This window comes from Bradyrhizobium sp. SBR1B, from assembly GCF_014198205.1.
Classification (GTDB): domain Bacteria; phylum Pseudomonadota; class Alphaproteobacteria; order Rhizobiales; family Xanthobacteraceae; genus Bradyrhizobium.
Map to the genome: position 1 here is coordinate 577,973 of NZ_JACIHC010000003.1, position 22,523 is coordinate 600,495.

General features: G+C 64.5%; 12 protein-coding genes. 8 read left to right on the plus strand and 4 right to left on the minus strand.

Going from position 1 to position 22,523, the window contains the following annotated elements; translation table 11 throughout:
• Window positions 1-7 precede the first annotated feature (7 nt).
• Together GGD61_RS11105 and malQ are read right to left on the minus strand one after the other, a co-directional pair.
• A complete protein-coding gene (locus tag GGD61_RS11105) occupies window positions 8-1,810 on the minus strand; it encodes a glycoside hydrolase family 15 protein (protein ID WP_183230688.1) in 1,803 nt (600 codons plus the stop codon).
• Window positions 1,811-1,851: 41 nt separating this feature from the next.
• Window positions 1,852-3,813, minus strand: coding sequence for a 4-alpha-glucanotransferase (malQ, locus tag GGD61_RS11110; RefSeq protein WP_092253669.1), 1,962 nt, complete (start codon window positions 3,811-3,813; stop codon window positions 1,852-1,854).
• Window positions 3,814-4,017: 204 nt separating this feature from the next.
• Here malQ and GGD61_RS11115 point away from each other — a divergent pair, with 204 nt between their 5' ends.
• The 6 genes from GGD61_RS11115 to treY are packed head-to-tail and all read left to right on the plus strand — an operon-like array spanning window position 4,018 to window position 18,024.
• Window positions 4,018-5,964, plus strand: coding sequence for a maltotransferase domain-containing protein (locus tag GGD61_RS11115; protein WP_092253671.1), 1,947 nt, complete (start codon window positions 4,018-4,020; stop codon window positions 5,962-5,964).
• Window positions 5,965-5,975: 11 nt separating this feature from the next.
• On the plus strand, window positions 5,976-9,269 hold the full coding sequence (gene treS / locus GGD61_RS11120; protein WP_092253673.1) for a maltose alpha-D-glucosyltransferase: 3,294 nt from the start codon (window positions 5,976-5,978) through the stop codon (window positions 9,267-9,269).
• Entirely contained in the window at window positions 9,262-11,409 is a 2,148-nt protein-coding gene (glgB, locus tag GGD61_RS11125; RefSeq protein ID WP_177236976.1) for a 1,4-alpha-glucan branching protein GlgB, read from the plus strand. Before treS ends, glgB begins: the two co-directional genes overlap by 8 nt.
• Before the next feature lie 3 nt (window positions 11,410-11,412).
• Window positions 11,413-13,491, plus strand: a complete 2,079-nt coding sequence (glgX, locus tag GGD61_RS11130) for a glycogen debranching protein GlgX (RefSeq protein ID WP_092253677.1) — start codon at window positions 11,413-11,415, stop codon at window positions 13,489-13,491.
• The gene (gene treZ, locus GGD61_RS11135; RefSeq protein WP_092253679.1) at window positions 13,488-15,236 is read left to right on the plus strand and encodes a malto-oligosyltrehalose trehalohydrolase; all 1,749 of its coding nucleotides are present in this window, start codon (window positions 13,488-13,490) and stop codon (window positions 15,234-15,236) included. Before glgX ends, treZ begins: the two co-directional genes overlap by 4 nt.
• 1 nt (window position 15,237) lies before the next feature.
• Window positions 15,238-18,024, plus strand: a complete 2,787-nt coding sequence (gene treY, locus GGD61_RS11140) for a malto-oligosyltrehalose synthase (protein WP_183230689.1) — start codon at window positions 15,238-15,240, stop codon at window positions 18,022-18,024.
• 2 nt (window positions 18,025-18,026) lie between these two features.
• Here the strand turns inward: treY and GGD61_RS11145 are convergent, their stop codons facing one another.
• Window positions 18,027-18,344: a polyhydroxyalkanoic acid system family protein gene (locus GGD61_RS11145; RefSeq protein ID WP_092253683.1), complete on the minus strand. Its 318-nt coding sequence runs from the start codon at window positions 18,342-18,344 to the stop codon at window positions 18,027-18,029.
• Window positions 18,345-18,524: 180 nt separating this feature from the next.
• Here GGD61_RS11145 and GGD61_RS11150 point away from each other — a divergent pair, with 180 nt between their 5' ends.
• Entirely contained in the window at window positions 18,525-18,689 is a 165-nt protein-coding gene (locus GGD61_RS11150) for a DUF3309 family protein (RefSeq protein WP_183230690.1), read from the plus strand.
• Between the two features lie 139 nt (window positions 18,690-18,828).
• Here the strand turns inward: GGD61_RS11150 and ligD are convergent, their stop codons facing one another.
• Window positions 18,829-21,516 (minus strand): DNA ligase D, encoded by a 2,688-nt coding sequence (ligD, locus tag GGD61_RS11155; RefSeq protein WP_092253685.1) that lies wholly within the window; start codon window positions 21,514-21,516, stop codon window positions 18,829-18,831.
• 118 nt (window positions 21,517-21,634) lie between these two features.
• On the opposite strand from ligD, the gene GGD61_RS11160 reads away from it, so the two are divergent.
• Entirely contained in the window at window positions 21,635-22,519 is an 885-nt protein-coding gene (locus GGD61_RS11160) for a Ku protein (protein WP_018318512.1), read from the plus strand.
• The last annotated feature ends 4 nt before the right edge of the window (window positions 22,520-22,523 follow it).

Sequence of the window (22,523 nt, forward strand, 5' to 3'; positions counted from 1 at the left end):
GCTATGACTATTTCGACCGCTGCACCGCCGGCTTCTCGCTCTCCTGTCTTGCCGCCGACAGATTATGCGCGGTGTTGATCAGCGCGATGTGCGTCAGCGCCTGCGGAAAGTTGCCGGTCTGGCGGCGGGCGACTGAATCGTATTCCTCCGCCAGCAAGCCGACATCGTTCGCGATGCCCACGACGCGATCGAGCAAGATCTGCGCCTTGTCGAGATCGCCGGCGAGCACATGGGCATCGGCGAGCCACAGGCTGCAGGCCAGAAACGCGCCTTCGAGCGGCGGCTGCCCCGCAGGCAGCTCGCGCGGATCGTGCCGCAGCACGAAGCCGTCGCGCATCAGGCATGTCTCGACCGCGGCGATGGTGCCACGGATGCGCGGGTCCGACGGCGGCAGGAAGCCCACGGCCGGCAGGAGCAGCACGCTGGCGTCGAGCAGCTTCGAGCCGTAGGATTCGACGAAGGCATTTTCCTCCATGTCGAACCCCCGATCGCAGACGTCGCGATGAATGGCCTCGCGCAAGGTACGCCAGTGCAGCAGCGGCGCCTTGAAGCCGAAGGTCTCGGCGCTCTTGATGCCGCGGTCGAAGGCGACCCAGGTCATCACCTTGGAGAAGACGTAATGCCTGGGCTGGCCGCGCCGCTCCCAGATGCCGTGATCGGGCCGGTCCCAGACTTCGGCCAGATGATTGAGCACGGCACATTCCAGCGCCCATGTCGTTTCATCATCGAGCTTGAGCTTGGCCATGCGCGACTGGTGGAAGGCGTCGATCAGCTCACCGTAGACGTCGAGCTGGAGCTGCGCATGCGCGGCATTGCCGACGCGCACCGGCCTCGCGCCCTCATAGCCGTCGAGCCAGCCCGCCTCCCATTCCAAGAGCCGCCGCTGGCCCCAGATGCCGTACATGATCTGCATGTTCGCCGGAGAGCCGGCCGCCGCGCGCAGCAGCCAATTGTGCCAGGCCAGCGCTTCCTCGGTATAGCCCGAGTTCATCAGCGCCAGCAGCGTGAAGGTGGCGTCGCGCAGCCAGCAGAAACGATAATCCCAGTTCCTGCTGCCCCCGAGCTTTTCCGGCAGCGAGGTGGTGGGTGCCGCGACGATGCCGCCGGTCGGCGCGAAGGTCAGCGCCTTCAGCGTGATCAGCGAGCGCATGACGAGGTCTTGATAGTCTCCGTCGCGGGCGCAATGGCCGCACCAATCCTGCCAAAACTTTTCGGTGTCCTGAAGCGCGATCTCCGGATCGATCGGCGCGGGCGGCTCCAGATGCGAGGGGCCGTAGGTCAGCACGAAGGGTACCGTCTCGCCGGCCTTCACCTCGAAATCGGACACCGTGGTCAGATCCTCGCCGCGGGTCTCGACCGGCGTGCGCAGCACCGTCATGTCCTGGCCGGCGATTGCCATCAGCGAATGGTCGATCCGCCGCACCCAGGGGATATCGGTACCGAAGCCGAAGCGGATGACGAGCTCCATCCGCATCTTCACCGCGCCGCTGACGCCGCGGACCAGCCGCACGATGTCGGACGCCTTGCCGCGCGGCGGCATGAAATCGATCAGCGCGACGGTGCCGCTCTTCGTCTCGAAACGCGTTTCGAGGATGAGAGTGTTGCCGAGATAGCGGCGCGAAATCTTCGTGACGTCCTCGCCCGGTGCGATCAGCCAGCGGCCATTCTTGTGGGTGCCGAGGATGGCGGCAAAGCAGGCATCGGAATCGAAGGCCGGCCAGCACAGCCAGTCGATCGAGCCGTTGCGCCCGACCAGCGCCGCGGTCTCGCAATCACCGATCAGCGCATAGTCCTCGATCCTCTGAGACAATGTCGTGCGAGCCTTGAAAGAGCCCTTGTAACCCTCGCGCGTCAACTCCCGCCATTCAGCGAACGTTCCCGCGTCGCGGCTCGCAAGGCCGTGAGGTCGACCTTCGCGGCGATCTTGTCGAGCGCGACCGGCAAGCGCTGACGCCAGTTCGGATGTTCGTCGATCGTGCCGGGAATGTTGGGCTGGTCGATCACGCCGAGCAGGTCCTCCATTGAGACCGCGAGCAGCCGCGACGGCGTGCGCGACAGGAAGGCCAGCACGGAATAGAGGTCGTTGGCACGAATGCCGTTCTGGCGCAGGATCTCGTCGAGCCTGCCGAGCGCATCCCAGCGCGCCTGGTCGTTCTCGCCGGGATCGAGCCCGAGCGAGCGCTTCATCTTGAGGTCACTGAAGGAGCGCCAGCCGGCATAGGTCGACAAATCATGCGTGTTCAGCGTGACCAGCGCGTTGGGCCGGTAATGGTCGACGTTGCGGAAATGGCCGGCATCGTCGCGCTCGAACATCATGACGAGATAGGACCAGATACCGAAATCCTGCATCATCTCGCGAAAACCTTCCGGCACGGTGCCGAGATCCTCGCCGATCACGATGCATTTGTGGGCCGCGCTCTCGCGCGCCACCGCGCCAAGCAGCGCCTCGAACGGCATCTGCACATAGGCACCGTTGTCCGGCTTGAAGCCGCGCGGCACCAGATAAAGCCGCTTCAGCCCGAGCACGTGATCGAGCCTGATAGCGCCGGCATGGCGCATTGAAGCGGCGAGCATGTCGGCGAACGGCACGAAGGATTGCGCTTCCAGGCCGCCGGCGTTGAAGCCGGCAAGGCCCCAGTCCTGGCCGATGGTGTTGAGCACGTCGGGCGGCGCGCCGACGGCGAGATGACGGGAGATCGCCATCTGCTCGTTCCAGGCATCGAAGCCGTTGGACTGCACGCCGACGGCGACATCGAGATAGAGCCCGACGCGCATGCCGAGCTGGCTGGCAAGCTCCTTGGCAGCATGCAGCTGGCTATCTGCGGTCCATTGCACGAATTCGACGAACTCGACCTCGCGCTTGTCAGGCCCATTGCGCAAGCTGGCGCATTTTGCCTCATCCGGTTGCTGCCATTCAACCGGCCATTCCCACCATGGCGCGGTGAAACGATGGCGCAGCACCTCGAAGCAGGCGAAGCGGGACAATAGGGGCGCGCGGGCGGCGCGGAAGGCGTCGAACGCCTTGCGGCGCGCCGCGCTTGCCGTCGTCACGAAGCTGTCAAAGGCGGCGCGCAGGCCCAGCCATTTCAACGCCGCCATATCGGCATAGGGGACGCGGTCGCCTTGGCGCAGACGCGCCGCGGTCGCGGCTGCGTCGGGGACGAGGTCTGCGGAGAATTCGGGAATGGCCTCGACGTCGATATAGAGCGGATTGAGGAACAGCCGGCTGTTCGGCGAATAAGGGCTGCAATCGGCCGGGTGGTCGTCGAACAGGACATGCAGCGGATTGAGCCCGACGCCGTCGGCCCCGAGCTGCTTTGCGAGCCGGACCAGATCGGCGAGATCGGTGAAATCGCCAATGCCCCAATTGCGGTCCGAACGGACGCTGTAGAGCTGCACGGCAAGCAGCCAGCCGCGGTCGAAATCGCCGCCGAAGGCGCGCTCGGGCGCCACGATCATCGGCACCTCTTCCGTCACACCTTCCGCATCAGTCAGTGTCAACCGGTGATAGCCGAGCGGCAGGCCGGCAGGCCAGGCGATCACGGGCTCGCGGGCCTTGCCCTCGGCGATCACCTCCGCCTTTGCGGTCAATTTCCACTTCAGCGGCGGCGCGCCGATCGTCGCCAATTCGGTGCGCGGATGCCCTAAGGCGCGGACCACGACCGGCCCGCTGACGAAGCGATAAACCCGCTTCTCCGGCAGGGCATCGAGGATGGATTTGAGGGCCACGGGATCGGTGACCCGCAGCTTTCCGAGGGCGTCGATGAATTCGGATTGAACGCCCTTGATGCGGGCTTGAGCTAAAAGATCCATTCGGCACGCAGCTTGCAGGCCACCCTTTTGCCGGGGGCATCAATTTTAACGAGACGGTGGAAGACGTTAGTCAGCCCTAACTCGCAGACCGCGCTACCCGTTCCCGAGGGAACTAATGACACACAACCGGCTTTCTATATAGGTATCAAGCGTAGGTTCCCGACAAGGGAAACGGGCTCCTGCTTTCTTGTCAATGGCATCACCGTGAACAAGACAATTCAAACTGTCGAAAGTGCCGCAGCCGGCAGCGCTTTCCTGATCGAGGACGTCTATCCCGCAATCGACGCCGGCCGCTTCGCCGTGAAGCGGATCGCGGGTGAGCGCATGGAGGTGTGGGCCGATGTCTACCGCGATGGCGACGCCGTGGTCGGGGCCGCGCTGATCTGGCGCCGCGAGCAGGACCGCGACTGGAAGCACGAGCCGATGGACCATCGGGGCAACGACCGCTGGTCCGGCGGATTCACACCCGTTGAGCCCGGGCAATACGTCTATGCCGTCGAGGCCTGGACCGACGAGTTCGCCACCTGGTCGCACGGGGTCGCGCGCAAGCAGCGAATGGGTGCCGATGTCAGCCTCGATGCGATCGAGGGGGCCGGGCTCCTGACCAAGGCGCATGGCGCGCGACAGGACGCGGCGGCCGTCATCGTCAAACAGTGCGAGGATTATCTTCAGACTGGCGATGTCGCCTCGCTGCTTGCCGCCGAGCTCGGCAATGCCATGGCAGAGAGCCAGTCCAGGCCAGACCTGACCCGCTCGCAGCCCTTCCCGCTGACCGTCGACCGCGACAAGGCGCGCTTCGGCGCCTGGTATCAGATGATGCCGCGCAGCCAGAGCCAGGTCGCCGGCCAGCACGGCACGCTGCGAGACTGCATCGCCCGCGTGCCTGATATCGCCGCGATGGGTTTTGACGTGCTCTATTTCACGCCGATCCACCCGATCGGCCGTCGCCGCCGCAAGGGCCGCAACAATGCGCCGGTGGCAACCGAAGGCGAGCCCGGCTCGCCCTACGCGATCGGAGCCGCCGAGGGCGGCCACGATGCGCTGCATCCCGAGCTCGGCACCATCGAGGATTTCCGCGCGCTGGTCGCGACTTGCCTGGAATATGGTCTCGAGCTCGCGCTTGATTTCGCCGTGCAATGCTCGCCCGACCATCCCTGGCTGACGCAGCATCCGGAATGGTTCAAATGGCGGCCGGACCGCTCGGTGCGGACGGCCGAGGGACCCTATTCGGACATCGTGATCCCCGATTTCAACTCCGTCGACAGGGCCGGGCTGTGGAATGGGTTTCGCGACGCCATGCTGTTCTGGATCGATCAAGGCGTCACCATCTTCGCCATCGACAACCACGACACCGCGCCGCTTGCGTTCTGGGACTGGCTGGTCCGCGACATCCGCCGCCGGCATCCCGAGGTGATCCTGTTCTCCAAGACGTTTGCCCGGCCGAAGCTGATGAAGGGCCTCGCCAAGCTCGGCTTTGCGCAGTCCTTCACCTATTTCCCGTGGCACACGACAAGGTGGGAGCTGGAGCAATATCTCGGCGAGCTGACGCGCTATCCCGAGCGCGACTTCTATCGCCCGAACCTGTTCGTCAACACGCCCGACCTGCTGCCCTATCATCTCCAGAGCGGCGAAGCCTGGGCATTCAAGTCGCGCCTCGCGCTGGCGGGGACATTGTCGGGCAATTACGGCGTCTACAGCGGGTTCGAGTTGCTCGAACACGAGGCGATGCCCGGCCGCGAGGAATATCTGGATTCCGAGAAATACCAGATCCGGCAACGCGACTGGGACCGGCCCGGCAACATCAAGTCCTACATTGCCGCGCTCAACCGCATACGCAACGACAATGCCGCGCTCCAGCAAACGGCGAACTTGCGCTTTCTCGGCGTTGAAGACGGCGAGACGATCGCCTTCGTCAAGGAAGCGGCCGAGCCTGCCAATACCGTCCTCAGCGTGATCGCGCTTTCGGGCCATTTGCGCGAGTGCTGGCTGCCGCTGGGCGACGTCACCGTTGACGCCGGCGGGCAGCGGCACCATGTGACGAAACTCGAAAACCTTCTCACCGGCGAACAGTCCCGCATCGAATGGGGCGGGATCAGGTTGCGTATCGATCCCGACCGCGATCCGGCGCTCTTGTTCCGCTGCCTGGCGTAAGGGGTCACGCCATGAATGTTCTGTCTTCCGTCGACACCAAGAAGCTTGAGGCTGCCGAGATCGTGGATGAGCTCTGGTACAAGGACGCCATTATCTATCAGCTCCACGTCAAGGCCTTCGCCGACAGCAACAATGACGGCATCGGCGATTTCGCCGGTCTGACCGAGAAGTTGCCCTATCTGCAGGAGCTCGGCGTCACCGCGCTGTGGCTTTTGCCGTTCTATCCCTCGCCGGGGCGCGACGACGGCTACGACATCGCCGACTACGGCTCGGTCAATCCCGATTTCGGGACCATGAAGGATTTCAAGCGCTTCATCCAGGAAGCGCAGAAGCGCGGCCTGCGCGTCATCACCGAGCTGGTCGTCAACCACACCTCGGACCAGCACAAATGGTTCAAGCGCGCGCGCCGCAGCCATCCCGGCTCCAGCGCCCGCAACTGGTATGTCTGGAGCGACACCGACCAGAAATACCAGGGCACACGGATCATCTTCACCGACACCGAGAAGTCGAACTGGACCTGGGATCACGAGGCCGGTGCGTTCTACTGGCACCGCTTCTTCTCGCACCAGCCGGATCTCAATTTCGACAATCCGCGCGTGGTCAGCGCGCTGATCCAGGTGATGAAGCGCTGGCTGGACGCCGGCGTCGACGGCTTCCGGCTCGATGCCATTCCCTATCTGTGTGAGCGCGAGGGCACCTCGAACGAGAACCTTCCCGAGACGCATGCGATCATCAAGCGCCTGCGCCACGAGCTGGATTCCTATTCAAAGGGCAAGCTGCTGCTGGCCGAGGCCAATCAATGGCCGGAGGACGTGCAGGAATATTTCGGCCGTGGCGACGAGTGCCATATGGCCTACCACTTCCCGCTGATGCCGCGCATCTACATGGCGATCGCGCAGGAGGACCGCTTTCCGATCACCGACATTCTGCGCCAGACACCTGATATTCCGGCGAGCTGCCAATGGGCGCTGTTCCTGCGCAACCATGACGAACTGACGCTGGAGATGGTCACCGACGTCGAGCGCGACTATCTCTGGACCACCTACGCCAACGACCCGCGCGCCCGCATCAATGTCGGCATCCGCAGGCGCCTTGCGCCGCTGATGGACAACGACCGGCGCAAGATCGAGCTGATGAATTCGCTGCTGCTGTCCTTCCCCGGCACGCCGATCATCTATTACGGCGACGAGATCGGGATGGGCGACAACATCTATCTCGGCGACCGCAACGGCGTCCGCACGCCGATGCAGTGGAGCCCCGACCGCAACGGCGGCTTCTCGCGCTGTGACCCCGCCCGCCTCTACGCGCCGCTGATCATGGACCCCGTCTACGGCTACGAATCGGTAAATGTCGAAGCGCAATCGCGCAGCCTGTCGTCGCTGCTCAGCGCCACCAAGCGGCTGATCTCGGTGCGCAAGTCGACGCTCGCTTTCGGCCGCGGCACCATGACCTTCATCCGCCCAGCCAATCGCGCCGTGCTGGCCTATGTCCGGCAATATCGCGACGAGGTGATCCTCTGCGTCGCCAATTTGTCGCGCGCCGCGCAAGCGACCGAGCTCGACCTGTCGCCCTGGAAGGACCGCATCCCGCAGGAGATGCTCGGCCGCACCCGCTTCCCCGCGATCGGCGAACTGCCCTACATGATCACGCTGGGGCCTTACGGCTTCTACTGGTTCCAGCTTCAGGAACGCGACAAGTCCGAGCCGGTGACGCCGCGCGCGGTGCCGGAGTTCGAGACGCTGGTGGTGCCGGTGAACTCGAACTGGGTGTCGCTCGCCCGCGAGCGCGGCGTGTTCGAGCGCGACGTGCTACCGGGATTCTTGTCGCGGACGCGGTGGTATCCCGAGCACAATCCCAAGCAGATCAAAACCACGCTGACCTCGGCCGTGCCGTTCTGCGACATCGGCGACAACAGGCCCTGGATCGCTTTTTTCCAGAAGGCCGACCAGGGCGCCGCGTCGCGCTACGTGCTGCCGATGCAGATCGAGTGGGTGCGCTTCGACCGCGAGCGCTTCAACCCGAAGGCGCTCGCCGCCGTCCGCCAGGGTGCGCGAGAGGGCACGCTGCTCGACGTGGCGACCGATCAGATCTTCATCGGCCTGTTCCTGCGCAACCTGTCGCAGAATTTGGTGGTGGAAGAAAACAATCTGCGGCTGGAGTTCAAGGCGACGAGCCGCTTCGCCGATTACACCATCAAGGAGCCCGAACGCATCCGCGCGATCGAGCAATCGAACAGCACCGCGCTGGTCGACAACCAGTACGTCGCCAAGCTCTATCGCCAGCTCGAAGGCGGCATCAACCCCGAGATCGAGATCGGCCATTATCTCACCGAGGTCGCGCGCTTTGCCAATACGCCGGCGCTGCTCGGCAGCGTCGAGCTGGTCGAAGGCGATCAGCGCAGCACGCTCGGCGTGTTGCATGCTTATGTCGAGAACCAGGGTGACGGCTGGACCGTGACCACGGGCTATCTCGATCGCTATATCGACGAGCAGCGCGTGCTATCGGCAGGCGAAGCGCCGCGCGAGACCCAGGAGCAAGCGCCTTATCTGCACTTCATCGCGCAGATCGGCCGGCGGCTCGGCGAGTTGCATGTCGCCTTGGCGGCGGCAGAGCCGCACGATCTTGCTCCAGAGCCGATCGGCTCTGCGCACGCCAAACGATTTGTGTCCGACCTCAAGGCACGGGCCGAGCGAATTTTCGAGCGGCTGGCCGACAGCCGCGACGGCCTGCGGGAGGCGGACCGACCGTTGATCGACCGGCTCGCCGCCGTGCGCACGTCCCTGCCCGACCACCTGAATGCGCTATTGCCTTCCGGGATCGGCGGGCTGAGCATCCGTCATCATGGCGACTTCCGCCTCGGGCAAACTCTGATCGTGAAGGACGATATCTTCATCATCGACTTCGACGGCGATCCGCGTCTGCCGCTGGCCGACAAGCGGCGCAAGGCGCCGGCCGCGCGCGACGTCGCCGGCCTGATCCGCTCGATCGATCTTTCGGTTAACGCGGCGCTGAGCCGTGCGCTCACGGGCGCTTCCGACGAGCAGGGCCGGATCACCGCCGCGCTCGACGAATGGCGCGAGCGAGCCGCCGCAACCTTCCTGTCCGCCTATCGCGAAGCCATGACCGATCGACGGCTGTGGCCGGAGGATCGGCAATCCGCGGAAGGCCTGTTAAGGTTTTTCCTGCTTGATCAAGCCTTCGATGAAGTAGAGTACGAGCTGTCCAACCGGCCTGAGGGGCTCCATGCGCCGCTGACCGGACTGCTTCGCATTCTGTCCAGTGCCGGGAGCGAAGCCCATGCCTAAACTGCCTGCCGAGGCCTATGCGATCATCGAGGGCCGCCACTCCGACCCCTTCCACTATCTCGGGCTGCACCCCGAAGGCGATAAAAGCGTGGTGCGCGCTTTTCTCCCCGAGGCCTCAAATGTCGAGGCAGTTGGCGAGCATGGCGAAGTCGCTCCGCTCGACCGCGTGCATGATTCCGGCCTGTTCATCGGCGCCCTGCCCAATGGCTCGAAGCACTATCAGCTGCGCGCAAAATTCGGCGGCAACGTCGTCGAGTTTGAGGACGCCTACCGCTTTCCGCCGATCCTGACCGATTTCGACCTCTATTTGCTCGGCGAAGGCACCGATCAGCGCCTCTACGACAAGCTCGGGGCGCATCCGATGCGGCTCGAGGGCATCGACGGCATCGGCTTCGTGGTACTGGCCCCGAACGCACGCCGCGTTTCCGTGGTCGGCGATTTCAATTTCTGGGACGGACGGCGCCATCCGATGCGGGTGCGCGGCGCCGGGTATTGGGAATTGTTCATTCCGCATGCCAAAGCCGGCGATCACTACAAGTTCGAGATCATCGGGCCGCACGGCCATCTGCTTCCGCTGAAATCAGACCCGATGGCCTTTGCCAGCGAAGTCCGTCCGAAGACGGCCTCCATCGTGCTCGACGAAACGCATTTGCCACGGCCACGCCCGGCGCCTGACGGCATCAACGCGCTGTCGGCGCCGATGTCGATCTATGAGGTGCATCTCGGCTCGTGGCGTCGCAAGAACGGCGATGAATGGCTGACCTATCGCGAGCTGGCCGAACAGTTGCCGGCCTATGCCCGCGACATGGGCTTCACCCATCTCGAATTCCTGCCCGTGAGCGAGCATCCCTTCGATGGCTCCTGGGGCTATCAGCCGACCGGCCTCTATGCGCCGACCAGCCGCTTCGGCACGCCGGAGGATTTTGCCGCCCTCGTCGATGCCTGCCACCGCGAGGGTGTCGGCGTGCTGCTCGATTGGGTGCCCGGTCACTTCCCCGACGATCCGCACGGGCTCGGCAGTTTCGACGGCACCGCGCTCTACGAGCACGCCAACCCGCTCCAGGGCCGCCACCTCGACTGGGGCACCTTGATCTACAATTACGGCCGCACCGAAGTGACTAACTTCCTGGTGTCGAACGCACTGTTCTGGATGGAGCGCTATGCGATCGACGGCTTACGCGTCGATGCCGTCGCGTCCATGCTCTATCTCGACTACAGCCGGCCGCCCGGCGCCTGGATCCCGAACCAGTATGGCGGCCGCGAAAACATCGAGGCGATCAACTTCCTGCGCCGCTTCAACACCGAGGTCTTCGCGCGCTTCCCGCAGGCGACCACGGCGGCCGAGGAGTCCACCGCATGGCCGCAGGTCTCGCGCCCCGTCGAGTTCGGCGGGCTCGGCTTCGGCTACAAGTGGAACATGGGCTGGATGCACGACACGCTGAACTACATCAGCAAGGACCCTGTTCACCGCAAGCACCATCACGGCGAGATCCTGTTCGGCCTGCACTACGCGTTCTCGGAAAACTTCATCCTGCCGTTGTCCCACGACGAGGTCGTGCACGGCAAGCGCTCGATCCTCGGCCGCATGCCCGGCGACGAGTGGCAGCGCTTTGCGAATTTGCGCGCCTATTACAGCTTCATGTTCGGCCATCCCGGCAAGAAGCTGTTGTTCATGGGCGCGGAAATCGCCCAAAGCCGCGAATGGAATCACGACCAGTCGCTCGACTGGCACCTGCTCGAATACAAGTATCATTCCGGCATTCAGTCACTGATCCGGGACCTCAACCGGCTCTATCGCGCGGTGCCGGCGCTGCACCAGATGGACTGCGACCAGGCCGGCTTCGAATGGCTGATCACGGATGACGCCAACCGCAACGTGTTCGCCTGGCTGCGCAAGGGATTCGACGAGCAGGCGCGGTGTCTCGTCATCATCAACTTCTCACCCAATGTCTATCGCAACTATCGCGTTCGCGTGCCCTTTGCCGGCAAGTGGAAGGAAGTGTTCAATTCGGACTCCGCCCATTATGGCGGCAGCAATGTCGGGAACATCGGCGAGGTTCATGCCGTTGAAGGCAAGGCGCCCGAGCTCCGCCTCACCATTCCGCCGCTCGCCGCGATCTTTCTCGTTCCGGAAAGCTGACACATGCGCCTGACTGCTGGATCGCCTGCACGCCTCGGCGCAAGCTGGGACGGACGCGGCACCAATTTCGCGCTGTTCTCCGCGAACGCACAGAAGGTGGAACTCTGCCTGTTCGACACGCAAGGCCGCCGCGAGCTCGAGCGCATCGAGCTGCCGGAAAGAACCGAGGATGTCTGGCACGGCTATCTCAACGACGTCTCGCCCGGCCAGCTCTACGGCTATCGCGTGCACGGCCCCTACGAGCCCGAGCACGGCCACCGGTTCAATGCGAACAAGTTGCTGCTCGATCCCTATGCCAAGCGGCTCGCGGGACGCCTGGTCTGGAGCGATGCGCATTTTGCCTACCGCACCGGGAGCCCGCGCGAGGATCTGTCCTTCGACCGGCGCGACAATGCCCGCGGCATGCCCAAGGCCGTCGTGGTCGACGAGACTTTCAACTGGGGCCGCCGCGAGATCCGTCCCAACATCCCCTGGGAAGACACCGTCATCTACGAGGCCCACGTCAAGGGTTTGACCCAGAAGCGCGACGACGTGCCGCCGAACCTGCGCGGCACCTATGGCGGGCTGTCTTCGCCGGCGATGATCGAGCACCTGAAGAAGCTCGGCGTCACCACGGTGGAGCTGCTGCCGGTGCACAGCTTCGTCGACGACCGCATCCTGGTCGAGAAGAAGCTAGCCAACTACTGGGGCTACAACTCACTCTCCTTCTTCGCGCCGGAGTTGCGCTACGCCCAGGACAATGCGCTCGACTCCTTCCGCACCACGGTGGCGCGCCTGCACGATGCCGGCATCGAGGTGATGCTCGACGTCGTCTACAACCACACCGCCGAGGGCAACCATCTCGGCCCGACGCTGTGCTACCGCGGCATCGACAACGCCTCCTATTACTGGCTCAACCGCGAGAACCCGCGCTATTACGATGACTTCACCGGCTGCGGCTCATCGGTGAATCTCACCCATCCGCGCGTGCTGCAGATGGTGATGGATTCCCTGCGCTACTGGGTCGAGGTCTGCCACGTCGACGGCTTCCGCTTCGACCTCGCCACCACGCTCGCGCGCGGGCCGAACGGTTATGATCGCGGCATCTCGTTCCTGACCGCGATCCGCCAGGATCCGGTGCTTGCGGCCGTCAAGCTCGTCGCCGAACCCTGGGACCTCGGCCTTGGCGGCTATCAGGTCGGCGCATTCCCCTCGCAATGGTCGGAATGGAATGATCGCTATCGCAGCGCCATGCGCCGCTACTGGAGCGGCGAAGGCAGCCTGATCGGCGACATCTCCAGCCGGATGACGGCATCGTCCGACCTGTTCAACCATGACGGACGGCGGCCGCGCGCCAGCATCAATCACATCACCGTCCATGACGGCTTCACGCTCGCCGATCTCTTCAGCTACAACGAGAAGCACAACGAGGCCAACGGCGAGGACAACCGCGACGGCTCCAACGACAACCACAGCAACAATTGCGGTGTCGAGGGGCCGACCGATGATCCTCAGATCCTCGCCCTGCGCCGTCAGCTTCGCAAGAACGTGCTGGCTTGCCTGATGCTGGCGCAGGGCGTTCCGCTGATCCTCGCCGGCGACGAGGTCGGCAACTCGCAATCCGGCAACAACAACGCCTATTGCCAGGACAACGAGATCGGCTGGGTCGGCTGGGACAATCTCGGCAAAGAGGGCGACGACATGGTCGATTTCGTTGGCCATCTCGCCGACATCCGCCGCCGGTTCTCGCAGCTTCGCAGCCATCGCTGGCTCGACGGCCGCCCCGCAGACGGCGTGTCGTACGGCGCATTGTGGCTGACACCTGCGGGCGACGAAATGACGGAGAACGACTGGAAATTCCCGGAGGGAAGATTCCTCTCCTATGTGATGGGCCCGGTGGAACCGGGTGGGGCCGCGATCTTTATCGTACTGAACGCCGCCCCCGAAGAGATCGCATTCAAATTGCCCAAAATGACCGAATACAAGAGCTGGCAGCAGATCTTGAACACGACCGATGCCAAGCTGAATACGGTCGAGTTCCCGCCCGGGAGCGACAGCAAGGCGCCGCCGCGCTCGGTGCTCGCCTTCGCGGGGGCGCTATGAGGCCATCCTTCGGGGCGAGGCCGACAAAGGACGGCGTGTCGTTCCGCCTGTGGGCGCCTGGCGCGCGGCGTGTCGACCTCCTGCTCGACCGAAGACACGCGATGCAGCGCCGGCAGGATGGCTGGTACGTGGCCGAGATTTCCGGCCTCACCGCCGGCAGTCCCTACAAGTTCAGGATCGATGACGAGATCGAGGTACCCGATCCCGCCTCGGCCTTTCAGCCCGAGGATGTGTTCGGGCCGAGCCAGGTGATCGATCACGACGCCTTTTCGTGGCGTGCGCGCGATTGGCGCGGCCGCCCCTGGGAAGAGACGGTGCTGACCGAGACCCATGTCGGCACCTTCACCTCCGAAGGCACTTACCGCGCCATGATCGACAAGCTCGATCATCTCGTCGCAACCGGCATCACCGCGCTGGAATTGATGCCGCTGGCCGATTTCGCCGGGCGCCGCGGCTGGGGCTATGACGGCGTGCTTTGGTATGCGCCCGACAGCGCCTATGGCCGGCCCGAGGACCTGAAGACGCTGATCGACGAAGCGCATCTGCGCGGCCTGATGGTGTTCCTCGACGTCGTCTACAATCATTTCGGGCCCGAGGGGAATTATCTCGGCCGCTATGCGCCGGCCTTCTTCACCGATGCCCACACGCCCTGGGGCAGTGCGATCGACTATCGCGTGCCGCAGGTGCGCGCATTCGCGGTCGAGAATGCGCTGTCCTGGCTCAGCGACTACCGTTTCGACGGCCTGAGGCTGGATGCCGCCAATCACATCATGGCGATCCCCGGCGAGCAATCGATGCTGCAGGACCTCAGCGTCGCCGCCGGCGAGCTTGCCAAGGCCACGGGGCGGCACATCCATCTCGTGCTGGAGAACGGCGACAATCGCGCCAGCCTGCTCGACGCGGCGCAGGAGCCGCCGAACGGCAAATATCGGGGACAGTGGAACGACGACTATCACCACGTCTGGCACGTGATGCTGACCGGCGAGCTCGCCGGATACTACGCGGATTATCAAACGCCGCGGCTCGATCTCGCCCGCGCGCTGGCCTCCGGCTTCGTCTACCAGGGCGAGGTTTCGGAGTTCTGGGGCAAGAAGCCGCGCGGCGAGCCGAGCGGCAAGCTGCCGCCGGCGACCTTCGTCAATTTCGTGCAAAACCACGACCAGATCGGCAACCGTCCGCTCGGCGACCGGCTCGAGAGCCTGGCATCATCGCAGCAGATCGAAGCGGCGCTTGCAGTGACACTACTCGCGCCGATGGTGCCGATGCTGTTTCAGGGCGAGGAATGGGGCTCCACGGCGCCTTTCCCGTTCTTCTGCGATTTCCACGGCGAACTCGCCGATGCCGTCCGCAAGGGGCGCAAGCAGGAATATGCCTGGGCTTACGAGAAGTACGGCGACGAGGTGCCCGACCCGCTCGATCCGGCAACGCTGCAATCAGCCGTGCTCGACTGGACCGGCCGCACGCCGCAGCAGGACGCGCGGCTCGCGCTGGTCCGGGAGCTGCTCGCGCTTCGCCGCAAGGAGATCATGCCGCGGCTGAGGGGCGCGAGCTTCGGCGAGGCCGAGGCGGCCGACAGCGGCCTGCTCACCGCGCATTGGCGCATGGGCGACGGCACGGTGCTTCGCCTGTCCGCCAACCTGTCGGACCAAGAAATCATCTCCAATGTCAGCGCGGGTACGCCGATCTGGGGCGGCGACGGCGACCGGCTTGCCCCCTGGTCGGTGGTCTGGCGCCTCGGAGGTTAGGATGCCTCCCGCCATTCCGCTCGCGACCTACCGGCTTCAGCTCACCGCGGATTTCGATTTCGACAAGGCCGCCGCGGTGGTGCCCTATCTGAAAGCGCTGGGGATTACGCATCTCTATGCCTCGCCGGTGATGAAGGCGCGCAAGGGCTCGACCCACGGCTACGACACCGTCGATCACAGCCAGTTCAGTCCGGAGCTTGGCGGCGAAGCCGGCTTCGCCCGGCTGAGCGAGGCGCTGACCAGGCACGACCTCGGCCTCATCATCGACTTCGTGCCCAACCATGTCGGCGTGCATTTCGCCGACAATCCCTGGTGGCTCGACGTGCTGGAATGGGGCCAGGCTTCGCCCCACGCGGTCTCCTTCGACATCGATTGGGATCAGCTCGCCTACCGCGCCCGCGGCGGCGTGCTGCTGCCGATCCTGGGGGCGTCCTATGGCGAGGCGCTCGAGCGCGGCGACATCGAGCTGCGCTACGATCCGGACCAGGGAAGCTTTTCCGCCTGGTATTTCGAACATCGCCTGCCCGTCGCGCCGGAGCGCTATGGCGAGATGCTGCGCATGATCGTCAAGGAAGCGGATGCCGCCGAGACGGAGGCCGGCAAGCGCCTGCTGTCGCTCGCAGCGCGCTATACCGGATTACGCCGCCCCAACCGCAAGGAAGCCCCCGCGTTCAAGGCCGAGCTCAGGGAGATCCCTGGTGCTGCCGAAGTCATCGCACGGGGCCTTGCCGCCTATCGTGCCGCCAAGAACCGTCCCGCGCAGACGCTGGCGCTGCATCATCTGCTCGAACGCCAGCACTATAAGCTCGGGCACTGGCGGCTTGCCTCCAGCGATATCAACTATCGCCGCTTCTTCGATGTCAACGGGCTCGCCGGTCTGCGCGTCGAGGACGCGAGCACCTTCGCCGCCACGCACCGGCTGGTGAAGCAGCTCATCGCCAGCGGCAAGCTGCAGGGCATCCGGCTCGATCACATCGACGGCCTGCGCGATCCCGCGCAATATTGCCAGCGGCTGCGCCGGCTGGTGCGCGACGCCCAAGGAAATACCAAGCCGTTTTATACGGTGATCGAAAAGATCCTGTGCGAGCACGAACGCCTGCCGCACTTCGCCGGGGTTCAGGGCACCACCGGCTATGAATGGATGAACGTCATCACCCATGCGCTGGTCGAGGCCGGGGGACTGGGGGCGCTGGACGAGACCTGGCGGCAGGTCAGCAACCGGCCGCCGCGGCTTGCGCCTTACGTCAAGGACGCCAAGCGGCGCGTGCTGGAGACGCTGCTCACCAGCGAATTCACCGTGCTGACCCGCCTGCTCGCGCGCATCGCCAACGGGCATTACTCGACGCGCGATTTCTCCGCCGACAGCCTGCGGCAGGCGCTCGAGCTCTATGTGCTGCATTTCCCGGTGTACCGCACCTATCTGACCAACAGCGGCCCGACCGCGCCCGACCGCAAGCTGATCGACGACACCATCGCGCGCGCCCGCGCGGAATGGTTCGCCGCGGACGAAGGCATCTTCGACTTCCTGCGCGACGCGCTGACCATGGACCTGCTCAAGCCTGGCCGCCCCCCGCACAGCGCCCCGCGCGTGCGTCGTTTCGCGCTGAAGGTGCAGCAATTCACCGGACCGATGATGGCGAAGTCGCTGGAGGACACCGCGTTCTATCAATTCCACCGGCTGCTCGCGCTGAACGAGGTCGGCGGCGATCCCGCCAGCACCGGGCTCACGATTTCCGCCTTCCACGAGACCATGCAGGCCCGCGCCAGGGAATGGCCGCTGGGAATGACGGCGACCGCCACCCACGACACCAAGCGCGGCGAGGACGCCCGCGCGCGCATCGCGGCGCTCAGCGAGATTCCCGGCGAATGGACCAGCGCAGTGGCGCGCTGGAAGGTGTTGAACGCGCCGCACCTCACGCTCCACGGCAATTACCGCGCGCCGTCGGCGACGTTCGAATACATGCTCTACCAAACCCTGCTCGGAGCCTGGCCGCTGCACGGGCCGGTCGATGCCGGCTTCGTCGAGCGCATCCAGGCCTATGCGCTGAAGGCCGCGCGCGAGGGCAAGGAAGAGACGAGCTGGCTCAACCCGCATGAAGCCTATGAGAACGGCATCAAGAGCTTTATCGACAAGATCCTCGATCCTGCACTGTCAGGGGAATTCCTGGATTCGCTGCAAACGCTGGCCCGACGCGTGGCGCTGCTCGGCGCCTTGAATTCTCTAAGCCAGCTCACCCTCAAGGCGACGCTGCCCGGCGTGCCCGACTTCTACCAGGGCACCGAGTTCTGGGACCTGTCGCTGGTCGACCCCGACAACCGTCGCCCGGTCGACTTTGGCGCGCGGCACGCGGCGCTGGATTCGTTGGACGATCCGGATTGGCGTGGCCTGATCAAGAGCTGGCCCGACGGCCTGCTCAAGCTGGCCTGGACACGGCGTCTTCTCAAGCTGCGCAATGAACTCGCCGACGTCTTCGCTCAAGGCGACTATCAGCCGCTGGCGGTGCGCGGCGCACATGCCGACCATGTCATTGCCTTCGCCCGCCGTCATGGCCGCGCTGCGGCGATCGTCGTGGTCGGGCGTCAGTTCGCGCCGTTCACCCAAGCCGGCCGGGAATGGCCCACGCTGGAGGGATTTGACGCGGCCGTCGATATCACAGGCTATGCCGCGACGGGCCTTGAGGGCCACGAACTGCCGGTCACCCAGGCTTTCCGCGATTTTCCCGCCGCTGTCATCGAGGCCCGCACGGCAAGCGCCATCAGGCCCGCGCGGCCGCGCGTGCGCGCCTGAAGCTACTTTCCGTCGTCCTTGGTCAGCAGCAACTGCCCGCGCTTCTTGATCGTGGCCTGCGCCATCTCGGCAAAGCGCTGCAACAGCCAGGGCAGCACCACCTGGACCTTGACATGGTCTTCAGCGACGTCGACCTGACCCGTCGCGATCTGCCCGAGCGCGCGAATGCGAAACGCCATGCTGTCGCCGGTCCAGCGCTCCTCCTCGACCTGCATCACCGGAATGCTGGCTGCCGCCCGGCCGAGCCCGGTCTTGAGCCGGCGCACCGCCTCCTCGCGGCCGAGACGGTGCGGAATAGAAACGACAAGCGGTGCTGACATGGCCCTGCCCCGTGATGATCAATCCTCACATAGTCATGCCGGACGAAGCGGCAAAGGTTCCATGCAACTTGGACCTGTGGCCCTGTTTCAAACCCGGAACTTAAAAACCTGCGGCAAGTTGCCCTCGCACAAGGGGACAGGTGCAAACGACCCTTTCAACAAAGGGCTGAGGAGATTCGCATGTCAATCGGTACGATCATTCTGGTCATTCTGGTCATCGCCCTGCTCGGCGGCTTCAGCGGCATCGGCGGCGGCCCGTTCTACGGCACCGGCTATTACGGCGGCGGCGGCCTCGGGCTGGTCATCGTCATCCTGTTGATCCTGCTGCTGATGGGACGGATCTAGGACGAGAACTCGTAGGTGGGCAAAGGCGCTCTTGCGCCGTGCCCACCTATTCGTCGTAATGAAAAAGATTCGTTACAACGAAAAAAACGTGGGCACTCTTCGCTTTGCCACCCTACGGGCGCGGTGCCCGGAGCGCGACCTACTTCCTTTTCCCCGCAAGCTTCTTGATCGCCGCCTTGGTCGAGGCGGCCGCATCGTCATAGTCCTCCCACGCCTTTGACCGCGGCAGCAGGCCCGGCACGGTCCGCAGCGTATAGCGCTTCGGATCAAGATCGCTCTTCACCTGCGCCCAGGTGACGGGCATCGAGACCGTTGCCCCGGCGCGCGCCCGCGGCGACAGCGGGGCCACCGCCGTCGACATCCGGTCGTTGCGGAGATAGTCGAGGAAGATCTTCCCCTTGCGCAGCTTCTTCGACATGTTGAGCAGATAGCGCTCTGGATCGTCGTCGGCCATCCACTGGCAGACGCCTTGCGCGAAGGCCTTGGCTTCCTTCCAGCTCACCTTGTCGCGCGCGCCGTGAAGCAGCGGCACCACCACATGCAGGCCTTTGCCGCCCGTGGTCTTGCAGAAGCTCTCCATGCCGACATCGGCCAGCCGCTGCCGCATCTCCTTGGCGGCCTCGACGACATCGGCGAACTCCACATCCGGCGCCGGATCGAGATCGAACACCAGCCGGCCCGGCGTATCGTAGGCATCAGGTGCGCAATTCCAGGGATGCAGCTCGACACCGCCGATCTGCGCGACGGCGGCAAGCCCTTCGACGCGATCGATCTGCAAATAGGGTTTGCGATCGCCCGAGACCTTGGCCAGCTCAAGCAAATTCGAGGTGCCCTGCATCGCGTGACGCTGGAAGAACGTCTCGCCGCCGATGCCGTCGGGCGCACGCACGATCGAGCACGGGCGCCCTTTCAGATGTTCGATCATCCAGTCGCCGACCGCCTCGAAGTAGCGCGCGAGATCGAGCTTCGTCGCGCCCTCGCCGTCACCTCCGTCGGGCCACAGCTCCTTGTCAGGCTTGGAGATGACGACGCCCATCACCTCGGCGGTGCCGGTGTCCTTCGATCGCTTGGCTGTCTTCGCCGCGCGCTTGCGGGGCGTGGGCTCGGCAAGCTCGGTATCGACAGGCGTCTCCGCCTCGACCTCCTCGGCGGGCTTGTCCTGCCGCAAGCCCTTGAACGCGGCCTGGCGGATATTGCCGTCGGCAGTGAAGCCGGCGAACTCGATCTCGGCCACGAGCTCCGGCTTCAGCCAGTGCACCTCGCGGCTCTTCTTCGGCGCGTTCTTGCCACCGAAGGGGCTCTCCTTGGCCTCCATGGCCTTCAGGGACGGCATGATGCGCTTGACCTTGTCGGCGCCAAAGCCGGTGCCGACCATGCCGACAAAGACGAGATGATCGCCGCGATGCACGCCCGCCATCAGCGAGCGGAATTTGCCGTTGGTGGTCTTGTAGCCGCCGATCACGACCTCGTGGCCGGCGCGGCACTTTGCCTTGGTCCAGCTCTCGGTGCGGCCGGAGCGATAGGGCGCGTCCAGCTTCTTCGACACCACGCCTTCCAGCTCAAGCTTGCAGGCCGATTGCAGCACCGCATCGCCGCCGCTTTCGAAATGCTCGACATAGCGGATCTGAGTCGATTTCCGCTTGCGCGCTCCCAGCAGCTGCTTCAGCCGCGCCTTGCGCTCGCCGAGCGGCAGACGCCGAAAATCGAGATCCTCCGCGAACAGGAGGTCAAAGGCAAAGAAGATCAGCTCTTCGGTCTTGCCGTCCGACAGCGCGGCCTGGAGCGAGGAGAAATTCGGCGCACCGTCGTGATCGAGCGCCACGATCTCTCCGTCGATCATCACGTCCGGCAGCGCCGCCGCCTCCTTCGCGATCGAGGCGAACTTGTCGGTCCAGTCGAGGCCCTTGCGCGTCTTCAGCGTCGCCTTGCCGTCCTCGACCCGGAGCTGCACGCGGTAGCCGTCGAACTTGATCTCGTGGCACCAGCCTTCGCCGGCCGGCGGACGCTCGACCGACGTGCAGAACTGCGGCGGCACGAAGTCCGGTATCTCGACGATCTTCTTGCCATTGGTCGCAGTTGTGGCCTTCTTCCTCGCCGTCCTGGTCTTGACGATCTTGCCGCCCTTCAATGCCGTGCGTGGCGCCGGCTTGACCGTTTGCCCTTTCGCTTCCTCGGCCCGGTTGGATTGCCAGACCGCGTCGGCCTTGGTCTTCGCACCCTTGGCCAGCATGAACGGCTTTGGCGCGCGCCCCTTGCCCTCGGCGATCTGCTCCATTGCGCGGCCGGAGGCGACGGACTTGTCCTCATCGAGAATGTCGTTCTTGGCCCCTTCACGGACAAATTCGTCGCGGTGCTTGATCAAGAGCCAGTTGGTGCGCTTGCCGCCGGTACGGTCGTTGCGCATGCGGACCAGGACCCAGCTTCCGTGCAACTTGTCCCCATGCAGGGTGAACTTCAAATCGCCCTTCTTGAAGCCGCGTTCGGGATCTTCCGACTCCCAGGTGCCGCGATCCCACAGCATCACCGTGCCGCCGCCGTACTGCCCTTCCGGTATCGTGCCTTCGAAATCGCCATAGTCGAGCGGATGGTCCTCGACCTCGACCGCCAGCCGCTTGTCGTGCGGATCGAGCGAGGGACCCTTGGTCACCGCCCAGGACTTGAACACGCCATCGAATTCGAGCCTGAGATCGTAATGCAGCCGGCTCGCGTCGTGCTTCTGAATCACGAAGCGCCGCTGCTTCGACGGCGTCACCGCCGTTTTGCCCGACGGCTCCGGCGTCTTCTCGAAATCACGTTTCTGTCGATAGGTGGAGAGTTTTTGCAGCACGACCGGTCCCGCTTCTCTTTCGGGGCTTCAAGCCTATCACGGCCAAAGTCCCATCCGGAACCAAAACCCCGCGGGGCGGTTGGGGTTCCAAAACGCCTTGAAAACGCTGGAGAATGGAATGGCCCCGCGCGCCTATTGGAAGGGAACGTTGAAGCTCTCGCTGGTCAGCTGTCCGGTCGTGCTTTATCCGGCGACCACTGCGGCCGAGAAGACGCGGTTTCACCTGATCAACCGCGAGACCGGCAACCGACTCAAGCAGCAGATGATCGATGCCGAGACCGGCGATGTCGTCGAGAGCGACCAGAAGGGCCGCGGCTACGAGCTGCGCAAGGGCAAATATGTCGAGATCGAGCCGGAGGAGCTCGAGGCGGTCCAGATCGAGAGCAACCATACCATCGACATCGAGAGCTTCGTGCCGAGCGATGAGATCGACCAGCGTTACCTCAACCATCCCTATTATCTTGCACCCGACGGCAAGGCCGCGGTCGATGCGTTTGCGGTGATCCGCGACGCCATGAAGGACCAGGAACGGGTGGCGCTCGCCAAGATCGTGCTCACCAACCGCGAACACATCATGGCGATCGAGCCGCTCGGCAAGGGCCTGCTCGGCACCACGCTGCGCTTTCCTTACGAGCTGCGCGACGAGGACCAGTTCTTCGACGATATCAAGAGCCCGAAGATCACCAAGGACATGGTCGAGCTTGCCGGCCACATCCTCCAGACCAAGGCCGCCCATTTCGACCCCGGCAAGTTCAAGGACGAGTACGAGAACGCGCTGAAGGCGCTGGTGAAACGCAAGGCCAGCGGCAAGAAGATCGAGCTGCCGGAGCCCGAGGAACGGCCCAGCAACGTCGTCAGCCTGATGGATGCGCTGAAGCAGAGCCTGAAGGGGCGTGGCGGCAAGAAGACGGCGGCGAAGTCGCATGCCCGCCGCGCGACCGGACGGCAGCGAACCGCGAAGAAGGCGCATCGGTCCACGGCGCGGCACAGGAAGGCGGGTTGAGGAA